The organism is [Ruminococcus] lactaris ATCC 29176, assembly GCF_025152405.1.
Classification (GTDB): Bacteria; Bacillota; Clostridia; order Lachnospirales; family Lachnospiraceae; genus Mediterraneibacter; species Mediterraneibacter lactaris.
In genome coordinates this window covers 2,669,650-2,683,251 of the sequence record NZ_CP102292.1, presented here as the reverse complement: position 1 = coordinate 2,683,251, position 13,602 = coordinate 2,669,650, and the positions used below count along the sequence as shown (strand labels likewise).

Annotated in this window: 14 protein-coding genes; 9 read left to right on the top strand and 5 right to left on the bottom strand. The window is 36.9% G+C overall.

Going from position 1 to position 13,602, the window contains the following annotated elements; translation table 11 throughout:
* Positions 1–87: 87 nt before the first annotated feature.
* Positions 88–1,836, top strand: coding sequence for an IS1634 family transposase (locus tag NQ541_RS12600; protein ID WP_005608362.1), 1,749 nt, complete (start codon positions 88–90; stop codon positions 1,834–1,836).
* A 154-nt stretch (positions 1,837–1,990) separates the two neighbouring features.
* Here the strand turns inward: NQ541_RS12600 and NQ541_RS12595 are convergent, their stop codons facing one another.
* From NQ541_RS12595 to NQ541_RS12575, 5 genes are all read right to left on the bottom strand, one after another.
* Positions 1,991–3,091 (bottom strand): Fic family protein, encoded by a 1,101-nt coding sequence (locus NQ541_RS12595; RefSeq protein WP_023921282.1) that lies wholly within the window; start codon positions 3,089–3,091, stop codon positions 1,991–1,993.
* A gap of 87 nt (positions 3,092–3,178) precedes the next feature.
* Entirely contained in the window at positions 3,179–3,817 is a 639-nt protein-coding gene (locus NQ541_RS12590; RefSeq protein ID WP_005608358.1) for a site-specific integrase, read from the bottom strand.
* 316 nt (positions 3,818–4,133) lie between these two features.
* The gene (locus NQ541_RS12585) at positions 4,134–4,343 is read right to left on the bottom strand and encodes a hypothetical protein (RefSeq protein WP_005608356.1); all 210 of its coding nucleotides are present in this window, start codon (positions 4,341–4,343) and stop codon (positions 4,134–4,136) included.
* A gap of 161 nt (positions 4,344–4,504) precedes the next feature.
* Complete coding sequence (locus tag NQ541_RS12580; protein WP_005608354.1) at positions 4,505–5,800, bottom strand: tyrosine-type recombinase/integrase; 1,296 nt, start codon at positions 5,798–5,800, stop codon at positions 4,505–4,507.
* 86 nt (positions 5,801–5,886) lie between these two features.
* Positions 5,887–6,516, bottom strand: a complete 630-nt coding sequence (locus NQ541_RS12575; protein ID WP_005608353.1) for a helix-turn-helix domain-containing protein — start codon at positions 6,514–6,516, stop codon at positions 5,887–5,889.
* Between the two features lie 171 nt (positions 6,517–6,687).
* On the opposite strand from NQ541_RS12575, the gene NQ541_RS12570 reads away from it, so the two are divergent.
* The 8 genes from NQ541_RS12570 to NQ541_RS12535 all read left to right on the top strand — a co-directional run bounded on the left by NQ541_RS12570 (position 6,688) and on the right by NQ541_RS12535 (position 13,569).
* The gene (locus tag NQ541_RS12570; RefSeq protein WP_004843519.1) at positions 6,688–6,918 is read left to right on the top strand and encodes a helix-turn-helix domain-containing protein; all 231 of its coding nucleotides are present in this window, start codon (positions 6,688–6,690) and stop codon (positions 6,916–6,918) included.
* Positions 6,919–7,058: 140 nt separating this feature from the next.
* A complete protein-coding gene (locus NQ541_RS12565) occupies positions 7,059–7,373 on the top strand; it encodes a hypothetical protein (protein WP_005608351.1) in 315 nt (104 codons plus the stop codon).
* 330 nt (positions 7,374–7,703) lie between these two features.
* Complete coding sequence (locus tag NQ541_RS12560) at positions 7,704–9,425, top strand: MobA/MobL family protein (RefSeq protein ID WP_040893156.1); 1,722 nt, start codon at positions 7,704–7,706, stop codon at positions 9,423–9,425.
* Positions 9,364–10,098: a DUF6040 family protein gene (locus NQ541_RS12555; RefSeq protein WP_005608347.1), complete on the top strand. Its 735-nt coding sequence runs from the start codon at positions 9,364–9,366 to the stop codon at positions 10,096–10,098. The genes NQ541_RS12560 and NQ541_RS12555 overlap by 62 nt, the downstream gene beginning before the upstream one ends.
* A gap of 63 nt (positions 10,099–10,161) precedes the next feature.
* The gene (gene mdcF / locus NQ541_RS12550) at positions 10,162–10,506 is read left to right on the top strand and encodes a broad-spectrum bacteriocin mediterrocin MdcF (protein WP_005608346.1); all 345 of its coding nucleotides are present in this window, start codon (positions 10,162–10,164) and stop codon (positions 10,504–10,506) included.
* 67 nt (positions 10,507–10,573) lie between these two features.
* Positions 10,574–11,023: a hypothetical protein gene (locus tag NQ541_RS12545; protein WP_004843525.1), complete on the top strand. Its 450-nt coding sequence runs from the start codon at positions 10,574–10,576 to the stop codon at positions 11,021–11,023.
* The gene (locus NQ541_RS12540; RefSeq protein ID WP_005608344.1) at positions 11,024–12,964 is read left to right on the top strand and encodes a DUF1430 domain-containing protein; all 1,941 of its coding nucleotides are present in this window, start codon (positions 11,024–11,026) and stop codon (positions 12,962–12,964) included. It begins immediately after the preceding gene.
* Positions 12,961–13,569 carry an ATP-binding cassette domain-containing protein gene (locus NQ541_RS12535; RefSeq protein WP_005608342.1) on the top strand — a complete coding sequence of 203 codons (609 nt, stop codon included), beginning with the start codon at positions 12,961–12,963 and terminating at the stop codon, positions 13,567–13,569. Before NQ541_RS12540 ends, NQ541_RS12535 begins: the two co-directional genes overlap by 4 nt.
* Positions 13,570–13,602: the final 33 nt, after the last annotated feature.

Below are 13,602 nucleotides of genomic sequence, written 5' to 3'. Positions count from 1 at the left end.
TGCTTTTTTTATGTCAAATTTTCCGTTTTTATATGTACTTGTTTGTAATAGTGTGTTATAATAAAAGAAAAGGAGTTTTTTCTAATCATGTATATTGCACTTACAGGTAGTGAAAACAATAAAGATGTGTATATTTATCATTCTTTTCGCAAGGAAAATGGTAATTCCTCATCTCGTATTTATAAAAAACTTGGAAAATATAACACACTTTTAGAACAATTCGATGGTGACAGAGATAAGATGATGGCATGGGCAAGAGAGCAGGCTGATAAAGAAACAAAGCTCTATAAAGAAGCTACTGGAAAGATTTCTGTAGAGTTTTCAAAAGCTGCTTGCATTCCGATGAATGAACGCCGTTCTTTCAATGTTGGGTATCTCTTTTTACAAGAACTTTGTACACAACTTCGTATAGATAAGATTTGTAGAACAATCAAAGAACGCCACAAATATAAATATAATCTACAAGCAATCCTGACTGATTTAGTTTATGCACGAATCCTATCGCCTTCTAGCAAGCTGGCTAGCTATGACTATTGTCAAACACTGTTAGAGCCACCTAAATACAGTCTGCAGGATGTTTACCGCTCTCTTTCTGTGATTGCAGAAGAATCGGATTTTATTCAAAGTGAACTTTACAAGAATTCTAATTTCCTTTATCCAAGAAATAATCGTATCCTCTATTACGATTGCACAAACTACTATTTCGAAATTGAAGAGGAAAGCGATTCTAAGCGTTATGGTAAAAGTAAGGAAAACCGTCCGAATCCAATTGTAACTATGGGATTATTTATGGATGCTGATGGTATTCCTCTTGCTTTTGATGTTTATCCAGGAAATCAAAATGAACAGACAACTTTAAAGCCTTTAGAATCAAAAATTCTCCAGGACTTTAACTGCAGTGAATTCATCTATTGTTCTGATTCCGGACTTGGAAGTGCTGCGAACAGAAGATTTAACAGTCTTGGAAACCGGGCATACATCATCACTCATTCTCTTAAAAAGATGAAGAAAGAAGATCGTGAGATTGCTCTGAACCCTACGCAGTTTCGTAAAGTCGGTAGCACAAAATTCATAGATCTGCGTACACTTGATGAAACTGATGAAGAAGTTTATAACACTGTTTATTACAAAGAAGTTCCCGTGGTTACAGGAAACATGGATGAAACTCTGATTGTTACTTATTCTCCAAAATATAAAGCATACCAAAGAAGAATTCGTGACCGCCAAATCGAACATGCTGAAAAGATCATCAACACACCTGGGCGTAAACGAAAAGGAAAAAATCAGAATGATCCAATGCGTTTTGTAAAGAAGACTTCTGTGACGCCAGATGGGGAAATCGCTAATAAACAAGTATACAATATCGATGAAGAACAGATTCAAAAAGAAGAAATGTATGATGGTTTTTATGCTGTTATTACAAATCTGGAAGGTGATGTCTCTGAAATCATACGGATTAACAAACAGCGTTGGGAAATAGAAGAAAACTTTAGAATTATGAAAACCGAATTTGAAGCTAGACCAGTCTATGTACGAAGAGAGGAGCGAATAAAAGCTCATTTCATGACTTGCTATATCAGTCTTCTTCTTTATCGGTTATTAGAAAAGAAACTTGGAGATGCTTATACGGTCAGTCAGATACTTGGGACATTACGTTCTATGCAAATGACACTACTAAATACAGCAAGTGGTTATATTCCTTCCTACACAAGAACAGAATTAACGGATTCTCTGCACAAAACATTCGGCTTTAGAACGGATTATGAATTCATTACAAAAGCCTCCATGCGAACAATCATTAAAGAAACGAAACAGATTAAATCAAAAAAATCATAATATAGCACATATCGTTACGAAATAAAAAACGGCTACAGAGCCCATGTTTACTGGGTTTGTAGCCAATTTTATCTTTCCAACTGTCAAAGATGGGAATATAACGCATACGAGACGGTTTGTCCATGCGTTTTTGACTGGCAAATTTTATATTTTATTACGATATTTTTTTCAAAATCTTTTTCTCATTTGTCTTTGAAAAATCACTTAACCGATAAGATCGGACTCGTGTCTTTACAATGATTGGAATTAACAAACCATTATTTACCAACTTTGCACATCGATTAATAATCGTTTTGTTGGTTACACCAAGCATTTTGCTTACTTCAATTGGTGTAAACTCATATAGTCGCTTTTTTAACAGAAATGCTAAGAATTCTTTTTCTTTTGCATTTAAATAAGATAGACTTCCATCTAACTCGTCGTTTTCGGATGTTTTTGATAATTCATATACCTTTTTAGAATACAATTCCATCATCCGCAAAAAATAATTGATCCAAATTTCCGGATGAGGAGGGTTTTCTCTTCCTGAATAATATAACGTCGGTAACCCCATTTGCAGTGATGCATAATACTCATCTGGATCATAGGCAAAATATTCTTCCAGGGAACCTATTCCATTAAAACCATATCCATAATAATCAAGAATATAGCCTGACATTAATCTGGCGGTTCTTCCATTTCCATCTTCAAAAGGATGAATGGTAACCAATTGATAATGAACTACAGCAGCAATAATCAGCGGATGATCATCTGTAGTATTTACATATTCAACAAGTTCATCCAACAAGTCTGGAATATCAATATACTCTGGTGGAATATATTCCGCTGTGCCTGTTTCGGAATCATATACTGCAAATAACATTCCAGGCGGCATAGGGCCTCTTAATCCTATCTTTTCTTTTGACGCACCTTTTTCAACCATTGCCTGCACTTCTAAAATCATTTCTTTTGAAAAAGCTTCTTTCTTTTTCAGTTTTTCTTCTAAAAAATTTAAAGCCAAAAAGTAATTACGAACTTCCTGTTCTGGCTTTAAAAAATGTTTGTGAGGATCACTATCAATAGCTTCATTTGCCTGTTTTTCAGTTAATGGATTTCCTTCAATCTTATTAGAAGCATAGGAACTTTTTTTCTTAGAGTTTTTTCTAAGTCTGTTTTTTATAACAGGTGTCATTTCTATCGTACTAAGAGAAAAACGCTTTTCGTCTATTTCCGATATTCTTTTTAAAATTTCATTTGTTAGCGTAACCTTAATCACATGATCCACCTCCATTTCATCCATATATTATATCGTTTTATGAATTGTTTTTCCACTAAAATTACACTATTTTTTCACTATTTTTCATTACTTCATCGTCTTCGCCAGCGAATTGAGTAATGCCCGCATCTCTGGATTAGCCAATACTTTTGCCAAAAGTTCCGGATCGACTTCATCAGCAACAGGTGCATTATTATTTTCCTGCTGTACATGCATCTGTGGATCCAGATTCTTTTTCTCATAAAATGCTTCTTCAAAAAGCTCTGCATTTTTCCTTCGGTCATCATCCAGAATATGAGAGTACACATCTGTAACCATATTGACCTGAGCATGGCCGGAATTACCCTGTACCGCTTTGATGTCTCCACCATTCAATTTCAGCTTATAAGTAACACTACTATGACGGAAACTGTGAAATACAACCGGTGGGAGATTATAGTCCTCGATCAGTTTCTTTAAAGGACCACGGATTGCTCCATCGCCTAGAGGCAGACCAAAGGTACTTGCCATAACCAGGTTATAATCCATATATTCATCACCCAGGATTTCTTTCATTTCATCCTGCTCAGCTTTCCAGTCTACCAGCATATTAGCGACACTCTTCGGTAAGAATATCTTACGCACACGGCTTTCTGTTTTCGGTGTTTTCAGAATACGTACCGTAGAATTCTTCTTATGATTTGTCGGGAATACCAGCAACACATCTTTTCCATCCAGTGCGTCCAAAGATTCTTTTCTTATACGCTGTGATTCTTTATTGATGAAGACATATGAACGATTTTCTTCAATTGCCTCAGGAGAGATATCTACACAATCCCAGGTAAGACCAAGCAGCTCACCAAGTCGTAAAGAGCATGAGAACGATAGATTTATTGCGAGTTTTTTTTAATGCCACTCGTAAAAAACTCGTAACATTAGATTTCTGCATTTTTTCTGAAATTAAGTAAAGAAAAAGAGCATATGGAATTTGGAATCCATACACTCTATAATTTCACAAACTTGAAGTTGTACTTATGCACAGGCAATCAAGCATCCCGTTTAATCAAAGCGGCATCGGAGTCCGGGCAATCACAATGACTGCCAAAACAGCACCCGCAAACGCTGCTGCGCCGATAACTGCCGCCGTTTTTTTGCTGAAGTTCTTCTTTACTGCCTTACAGATTAGCATGGCACAAACCACGCAAACAGCCGCAGCCGCAAGCACAATGACCAGCGTCTCCCATAACCATGAAAGTTCGTATAATATTCTCATTCGCTCACCATACCTTTCTCTGGCAAACTGGAATTTATATAATTATTCCTCTAACTTTCCCCATTTTATAGGCTTTCCCGCCTGTCCATTAGTGAAATGATATGTAGTTTCCCTTCTTTTTGCCCTTATGAGATAATCACAAGGGAAATAAGGGAAATTTTTTAGTCATTGCCCACCACTTTATCAAGAAGCCGAACTGATTTTCGTTTCGCATCTCTTGTGGAGTGAGCATAGACGTTCATTGTGGTACTGACATCTGAGTGTCCCAACAATTCCTGCACATCTTTTGGGGCAGCTCCATTTGCTAAAAGGTTGCTTGTATAGGTGTGACGTAACTGGTGGAAATGAAAGCCTTCAAATCCCTCTAATGTTTTTGCCACCTTTCTGCAAACAGTCCCCAAAGTAGTTGGAAGTTCCAAACAACCATCCGGTCTTAAACAGACGAAAGAAATTTCTTTATAATCTGTCGGGACTTCCTCTGTTCTGTCTAAACAATAATATTCGTAGTACACTCTGTTTTTCTCTTTGACCTCTTTGTAGTAGTTCGTGTGATAAAGTTCTCCGTACTGCATTCGATTTTTTAACTGCTCTTTCCGGGCATTACGGAAAATCTCTACCAGTGTATCTCCAAAATCAACAACCCTTACTTTTTTCCGCTTGGTTGGTCCGATGATATATTTGCGCTTTGAGCCATCATATCGGATGCTGCGTCTTATGGTAAGGCATTGTTCTTCCAGATTTACGTCCTGCCATGCCAAACCGCAGGCTTCTCCAATACGAAGCCCGGCATAATAGGCTATCTGGATTGGAAGTATTGCGGCTGGGTTCTTTTTTTGCAGATAAGCAAGCAATCTTTCATAATCTTCTCGTGAAATTGGTTGGACATTTCCGTCCATATCCTCATCGGAAAACAAATCCACTTCATCCGTCTGATACCGCAGTTTAATATACTGCATGGGATTGAACGTAATATACTGCTTTGGAAATACTGCAAAACGGAAGGACTGCTGCATGACTGCGGAAAAAGAATGGATATAATCTTTGCTGTAACCCTTTCTCTCTTTTCCGTCGGGATGAACTCCCCCGAAGGAAAGCAAATCGAAGAAGGATTGCAAATGTTCAGAGGTTACATTTTTCAGTTTCCGTTCTGCCAATGGGTGTTTCTTGATATTTCGGATTGTTCCGAGGTAATTCTCCACCGTACCATTGCTGAGCGTACCTGTTTTTAATTCCTCCTCTGCCCACACATCCAAAAGCTGTCCGACTGTGAGATTTTCCGCTTTGGCAACAAATTTCTTTTTCTCATAATCATCCATTGCCTGACGGAGCAGCTTTTCAGTTTCACTTTTGCTTTCTGTTCCAACGCATTCTTTCTGAACAAGATTGCCGCTTGCGTCCTCTACATAGAAGCGGTAGTACCATTTCTTTCCTTTTTTTCTTACAGATCCTTTTGCCATAATCGTATGTCTCCTTTCGATATTAGACAATCGGAACTGATGAAATGCTTCGTGCGTGTAAGTATATCATAACTCCGGTTGTCTTACTATACCGATTCGGAATCTTCGTATAAGACTTCTGATAAAAGATTTGCAAGCCTTTGTTCTGCTGTTTTTGGTTTCTTGGAATAGAGCCTTACAACGTCTGCCATCTCATTAAAAGCATTGATGGTGTGAGTGATTTCCCTTAAGAACATAATCTCATTATATTCATCATTCGATTCAAACCCTATTGTTTTGGCAATATCCGTCTGACCAGCATTCCCCTTGAAGTTTTTGCAGGCGAACTGGAAGGAATCCAAAAACAGACCATATTGTTTTAACATCAGCAGTAATAAATCTTTTGAAAAAGCATCTTCTTCTTTGGTAAGGGCAAGCGGTAACTGTTCCAGAATATCTCCCATCGCATCACGAATCTGTAACTCTCTCTTATCCGTAATGTCGGTTTCATATTCATCTGTTTCCCCTTTGAGCCATTCCACAGATACATGGAGTGCTTCCGAAAGACCTTCCAGCACCATTTTTTTCGTATTGTCAATCGAACCATTCTCATAACGCAGGATTGTAGAAGCGGTAACACCCATCTTTTCTGCGACATAAGGCTGTGTCAGATTCAATTCCAGACGGCGCTGTTTTACTCTGCTGCCTATCAGCTTGCGTAGTTCTTTATCTTTCATGCTGACTGCCTCCTTTTTCGGTATGTATGAATTATAGCATTGTTTTTCTGTAATTGCAATATGCAACTTAAAAATTATTTTTAATATTTCGTAACGCTTGACAAAAAGATATGAAAAGGATATACTTACATCACAAGAATTGCATAATGCAATTTATAAGGAGGTGATTATATGACGCAAAGAAAAATTGCATTATCCATCGAAGAAGCTGCTGACTATACGGGAATCGGCAGAAACACCTTAAGACAGCTTGTAGAATGGAAGAAACTTCCAGTATTAAAGGTTGGTCGCAAAGTCCTGATTAAAACCGATATTCTGGAAATGTTTATGGAAGCGAATGAAGGTCGTGATTTGAGGGATAGAGGAAATGTAAAAGCCGTAACAAGAACTGCGGCAAATTAAAAAGGCGGCTTCCAAAGAAACCGCCAAAGGTTCTATCAGACCGAAGCCATGATATACCTACACGCAAGAAGATTATACCATGTGCTTCTTCTGATACGCAACCGAGAACTTATGTTTGTAAAAGAAAGGGGAATGTAATCATGGCAAAATCAACAAAAAGTTATGAAGAACGAATGCTTGAAATGGAAAAGAAGGAACAGGAAAGCCTTGAAAAAGCAAAACGATATGCAGCACAGAAGAAAGAACTTCTGAAACGAAAGAAAGCCGAAGAAAGTAAAAAACGAACCCATAGGCTCTGTCAGGTTGGCGGTGCGGTGGAATCCGTTCTCGGTGCGCCTATCGAGGAAGAGGACATCCCAAAGCTGATTGGTTTTCTGAAAAAGCAGGAAGCCAATGGGAAATTTTTTTCAAAGGCAATGCAGAAAGAAACACATACCGATATGGAGGAAGTGTAATGGCGGGGGGGGGGATGAGTTTTTCATTCCCTTCATTGCTTTTTCATGAAGGGCGCACTTATGGACAACCAGAGGTCGTCCCAATAAGTTTGCCACAAGTGGCAACCGGTCTTCGCTCACGCTTGCCGGGCTCGTTCCGTCGGCGGGGCTTTCAGCCAGACCTGCTCATGCCGCAGGAGGCACTCTTCGCCAGAGGGGCGCATTCCATGCAGGCTGCTATGCGCAGGGCACTCTTACGCAGAGGGCGTTCCGGCAATACTGCTTTTTCTAAAACTGAAAGCAATGTTGCCGGAAATCTATGCCGGATGTGCAGAAAGGGGGAATCCAGACATGGCGATTTTTCATTACACAATCAAAATAGTCGGACGAAGTAAAGGGAAATCTGTTATCTCCGCTTCCGCATATCTCAATGGGGATGTGATGAAAAACGAGGAAACCGGGCGAATCAGTTATTACACTTCTAAAAAAGAAGTGGTCTACACCAGTCTGATGATGTGCGAAAACGCACCTCCTGAATGGCAGATAGTACCAGAAGAAAATATAAAACGCTTTCAAAAATCTGTCCGATACAAAAGGTCAGAAGATAAAGAAGCTGCTTTAGAAAAATTTAAAATCACATTTCAGAAACAACGGTTATGGAATGAGGTATTGAAGATTGAAAAAAGTGCAGATGCCCAACTTGGCAGGTCATTTGAATTTGCCCTCCCCAAAGAATGGAGCAGACAGGAACAGATTCAATATACAGCCGACTATATCAAAAAAACATTTGTGGATAAGGGAATGTGTGCTGATTGGAGTATCCACGACAAAGGGGATGGCAATCCTCATGTCCATCTGCTTCTGACAATGCGCCCTTTTAACCCGGATCATTCTTGGGGGAAGAAAGAAGTCAAAGATTGGGATTTTGTCAGAGATAAAAGCGGAAATATCGTGATTGATGAATCCCATCCGAACTGGTGGCAGGATAAGAAAAACCCTGACCGTCATGGAATCCGTATCCCTGTATTAGATGAAAACGGAATCCAGAAGATTGGTGCAAGAAACCGCCTGCAATGGAAACGGGTACTGACCGATGCTACGGGATGGAACAATCCAAAAAACTGTGAACTGTGGCGGAGCGAGTGGGCAAAGGTGTGTAATGAACATCTGCCTTTGCATAATCAGGTCGATCACCGTTCTTACGAAAAGCAGGGAAAACTCCAGATTCCTACCATCCATGAAGGTGCTGACGCAAGAAAGATTGAACAAAAGTTTCTTGCCGGGCAGGAAATAAAAGGTTCGTGGAAAGTAGCGGAAAATCAAATCATAAAACAACAAAACACGTTATTGCAAAAGATACTGGACACCTTTGGGAAAGTATCAGGTGCATTATCATTATGGAAGGAGCGATTAAATGACATTAGAAGAAAGCCGGGAAATTATACCCTTAATGGAGTCCATGATTGGGCAAATCGAAGAACAGCAGACCTTAATGGCAGAAATGCTTCTGGAAATGCAGAACCGGGACACCCAACTCTCTCTTATGCAGGAACAGAATCAGAAATTGCAAAAATTAAACAGCGAGTTATCCGAGCTGCTCAACATTTTGCCAAATACCGAGGAACTACTTTCCAAGATGGAAGAACAGAAAACGAAGATAGAACTTTTGGAAAACGAAAATCAGCAATGGCAGATATTGGCACAGAAGCTGAACAGCGAAAACAGTTTATTACTGAAACAGAACACCGAATTGCTGAACTGGAACAGCAGGTAGAGAAAGGACGTGATATAGATGAACGAATCCAGAGAATTAAAGAACGCCGAACAGTTGGAAGAACTTCTGCTCTTGACCGAGGAGATACAAGAAGAGTTGGAACAGAAAGACCAGCTTATCGTGGAACTGAAGACGCAGCTCAACGAATCTCTGACCTTGAACGAGAAATTAAACAAAGAGAACAGAGCCGGGAATATTCAAGCATTAAAGAACGACTTGAAGCTGGCAGACAGAGCATTGCGGAGCGAGAAAGAGAAGCTGCGAAGCGCAAACGTCACGATAGAGGAATGTCAAGATAAAATACGATGCTTAACACAACAACGGGATTATGCCCGGACACATCAGAAAATCGTAGAGATACCGGTAGAAAAGCCGGTACTCTATAAAAAATGCGAAGCCTGTGACCGGACAGCCTATCAGAATGCAAAAGCAAGATACGAAACACAAAAAGAGCAACTTGCAGGACAATATAAAGCAAAAACGGTAATGTTCCAAACAACCTTGTTCCTTCTTGCATGGTATTCGCTGACAACCACTCTTTTTCAGGCAGTACAGTCAGATGTGTTCCTTTCCGATTGCAAATCATTCTTCCATGATGCAGCATCATTCATACAAACTTTTATCGGTTGGACGATTGATGCCGGGCAATCTGTGGCACAAATCAGCACAAAAATTCCAAATGAGATTATAGCCGGAATCATATATTGGTTATTGATGATATTGGTTGTTGGAATATGTGTGGCAGGGACAGGGATACTGGCAATACTGATAGAAATAAAGGTTATAGAATTATATAAGAAAAACTGTTGGGATGTTATTACCCTACTGATGATACTGACAAGTGCGGCTGTCATCATTTATTTTGGAGAAGTAATTAAAAAAGCATTATCAATAAATCTGTTGTTCTTTTGGTTAATTTTACAAGGAATATATCTTACAATTCGACGCTATATAAGTCAAGATACTGATTGACTAGATACAAAATATTTGATAAAATATAAATAGAAATACAGCAGATCAAAGGAGGTAAAACTTATGAGAGCAAAGAAAGTGATTGTAGGGGTAGCTATTAGTGCAATGTTAATTTCTTCATCAATTCCAGTAATGGCATTTTCTGTTACAAACGGGAATAAGACATTTGATAAAAAGTGGGAATTGAGCACTACATCTGATGGCGGAAAAGGTGTTTTGACTTATGGTTATAATACTCTTGCTATTAATGAAGATTATGCACACGCATATCATTCAACTAAAGATCATTACGCATATGTCAAGAATGGAAATGGTTCTTTTTCGGGTTCAAATGTTGGTAAAGGTAATTGGTCTAAAATTGAGGTTGCTCATAAAGGAAATAGTATTACCTACGGTAATAGCTACTAAACAAAGGTTCGGGATAATGGCTGAGTGGTTGGAATTCCAACCACTCTTTTTTGTGGAGTGTATATAAATGAAGAAAAAAATAAAATATATAGGAATTGTTTTGGTTATTTTGTTCTGTTGCTATAATTTATTTTGGTACTTCGGGAGTTATAAACCATATAACGAATTTCAGAAAGACTTCCCTGAAATAGAAGAATCTGGAGTAAAAATTTACACAGATAAAGATGGATTCCAGTATAGTGTGTCTGTCCCTGATTATTTGCTTTGGAATGGAAATCTTGCGATAGCTGAGTCAGATGTTCGATATGCACTAATTATTTGGATAAAACCATTTCACCAAGGAATAAGTCAAGGCGTGCTATTTAATGACTATAAGGATTTGAATACTCAAATTATGTTGTCAAGTAGCAAAAAAGCTGAAGATCAAGAAGATCAATGGATTGTTGATGAAAATAGCACAATATTGACTACGATATTTGAAAAAGCAAATAAAGTATGGAATCTGGGGTTGAAATAAATGAAAGCAATTAAAAACTTATGTTTGTTTTGTTTCCTGATTTTTGGAATACTTATGCAATCTGAAATATTTCAAGATCAGCTTTGGAACTTTTCTACAGCATATTTTACGTCATCACGCTATGAAGTTGCTAGTGAAGATATGTCGCAGTTTCTGAAAGATGTATCAGAAACTGCAACGGAGAATGATGTACATATTTTTTCTCAGTACAATGAAATCAATAATAAATACCTTTCAACACTTCATATTTATGGCGATGATAAAGTAATCAGACAAACATTAAAAAATACTGCAAACATAGAAGAATCAGAATATACCGCTTTAGTTTCCGGAATTACGAAAGTAAAATTTCATAATCTCTCAGAATTGCAAAGTACCTCTGTGGGTTATGAAAACTTTATCTCATACATAGGAAATGAGGACAATATTATCTCTGCATATCAGAAATTATCAGAAAAATATAGCTTAACTTATCCAGAATATTGGAATTCTACGGAAAAGGACATGATTTTTATTATATGGGGTATGATTATTGCATTGATGATTGTTCTAAATGTAATTGAAGTGGTTAGGCGAAAAAAAGAGGTTGTTGTACGAGTTTCCTTAGGAGAAAGTGCTGGTTTCATAGCATTTAAGGCTGCTTTATTCGATGTAACTTTTGACATTGCATTATTTATTGTTGCAAAAATATTGCTGTCAAATTATATATCGGGAGCATATGAGAATAGACTCGTCACAATTTTATATTCCATTGGAATTATTCTTTCCACTATTCCATATTGTTCTTTTTGCTTTTTTGATATTAGAAAGGCATTCGCAAATGCAACACACAAAAGAGGAGTGGATTTTTTAATTTATTCGTTAAAATTTATAGCAGGGGTAGCCGCTGTTTTTACAATTACCACTAATATTAGTAGTATTCATAATAACCTATTTACAAATGAACATTTGTTAGAAGAATATTATGATGCAAATTATTTTACCGTAAAGACTACTGATTTTAATGCTGAAAAAGAAGAAGCTTTTTGGAATAAACTATACAAGAATGAATATAACACATTAAAGCCTGTAATATGCTTGAATATTTTAAATGATAAAAATGATGTGATATATGTAAATAATCATGCAAAAGATATGTTACAAGGTTTTACGAAGCAGATAAATGCAGTAGAGAATGAATCTTCTGATTTGATTATTTTCATTCCAAAGAATAGATATTTTGCTAAAAACAAGCAATTAGCCTATGACTCCTTGAGCCATGTTTTAAATCATGATAATTTACAACAATTAAATATTCAGTACATAGAGTATAGCGAAACAGAATACTTTTCCTATTTAGATACAAGTAGAATAAATGGTATCGAAAAAAGCAAAAATCCGATAATTATTTATCAGGCAAACAAAGATTTAGCAGTCAATGGTGGGTATCTTGAAAGCTATAAAGCAGGAGCAGTTTTATTTCAATGTGATGAAAAACAGCTAAGAAATATCAGCAAAAAGTATGAAGATATGCTTGGAAATTATCAGCTAGTAATTACAAACGTACATGAACAGTATTTATATAATCACACATTTTTAATAAAACTCGTGGGATTTTTAAGTTCTCTTTGTACGATTGTATTGCTTTTAAATATTATGATTATTGTTACAGTAAGTAGACTAGAGTTCCGAGAAAATGCAATGAAAATTTCCTTGATGAAAATCTTTGGATATAGTTTATTTGAACGGCACAAAACACTTCTTAAAATGATTGTAGTGGAAAATTTTGTGATATTAGTAGGTATGCTTATCTATTCTTTATTATCGGTACAGACTGAAGTAGGAATTAGCATTCTTGTTAGTTCATTTATGGCACTAATAGAATTTACAATTATTTTCTTTAATATCACAATTGTTGAAAAAACAAACATACCGAAATCATTAAAAGGAGGTTGCTTATGATAACAATTGAAAATCTATGCAAAGCATATAATGATAAAATTTTGTTCAAAAATTTTCATTTGGAAATTCCAGATAGCCGTTTTTTGGTAATTAGTGGCGAAAGTGGATGCGGAAAAAGTACTTTACTTAATATGATTGGAGGTATTGAAACTCCTGACAAAGGTTCTATTATTGTGAATGGTTTTGATGTGGCAAAAAAAGGAAAAAAGCAGAAATATTTCAAAGAAGTTGTTGGATTTTTATTTCAAAATTTTGCCCTTTTGGAAAACAAAACAGTAAAAGAAAATCTAGAAATAATAAAAAAATCAGGTAGAACGGATATTTCAATAAATGAAGCTCTTGAAAAAGTTGGTTTACAGAAAGTAATTAACAAAAAAGTCTATCAATTATCTGGTGGCGAACAGCAGAGAGTTGCGTTAGCTCGTTTAATGCTAAAGAAATGTTCGATTGTATTAGCAGACGAACCAACTGGTTCCTTAGACAAAAAAAATAGTGAGATTGTTATGAATATATTGCATGAGTTAAGTGAACAGGGAAAAACAGTTATTGTTGTAACTCATAGTGAAGAAATTGTAGCACAAGAAAAGCATGTTCTATATTTATAATTACCCATAATAGAAGAATATGTTCTTTCGGGA

Bases quoted from the DNA above. Each gene is read 5' to 3' on its own strand.
- NQ541_RS12600 (WP_005608362.1), top strand. From the start codon at position 88: ATGTATATTGCACTTACAGGTAGTGAAAACAATAAAGATGTGTATATT.
- NQ541_RS12535 (WP_005608342.1), top strand. From the start codon at position 12,961: ATGATAACAATTGAAAATCTATGCAAAGCATATAATGATAAAATTTTG.
- NQ541_RS12580 (WP_005608354.1), bottom strand. From the start codon at position 5,800: ATGGCAAAAGGATCTGTAAGAAAAAAAGGAAAGAAATGGTACTACCGC.
- NQ541_RS12585 (WP_005608356.1), bottom strand. From the start codon at position 4,343: ATGAGAATATTATACGAACTTTCATGGTTATGGGAGACGCTGGTCATT.
- NQ541_RS12565 (WP_005608351.1), top strand. From the start codon at position 7,059: ATGGCAAAATCAACAAAAAGTTATGAAGAACGAATGCTTGAAATGGAA.
- NQ541_RS12545 (WP_004843525.1), top strand. From the start codon at position 10,574: ATGAAGAAAAAAATAAAATATATAGGAATTGTTTTGGTTATTTTGTTC.
- NQ541_RS12540 (WP_005608344.1), top strand. From the start codon at position 11,024: ATGAAAGCAATTAAAAACTTATGTTTGTTTTGTTTCCTGATTTTTGGA.
- mdcF (WP_005608346.1), top strand. From the start codon at position 10,162: ATGAGAGCAAAGAAAGTGATTGTAGGGGTAGCTATTAGTGCAATGTTA.
- NQ541_RS12570 (WP_004843519.1), top strand. From the start codon at position 6,688: ATGACGCAAAGAAAAATTGCATTATCCATCGAAGAAGCTGCTGACTAT.
- NQ541_RS12575 (WP_005608353.1), bottom strand. From the start codon at position 6,516: ATGAAAGATAAAGAACTACGCAAGCTGATAGGCAGCAGAGTAAAACAG.
- NQ541_RS12560 (WP_040893156.1), top strand. From the start codon at position 7,704: ATGGCGATTTTTCATTACACAATCAAAATAGTCGGACGAAGTAAAGGG.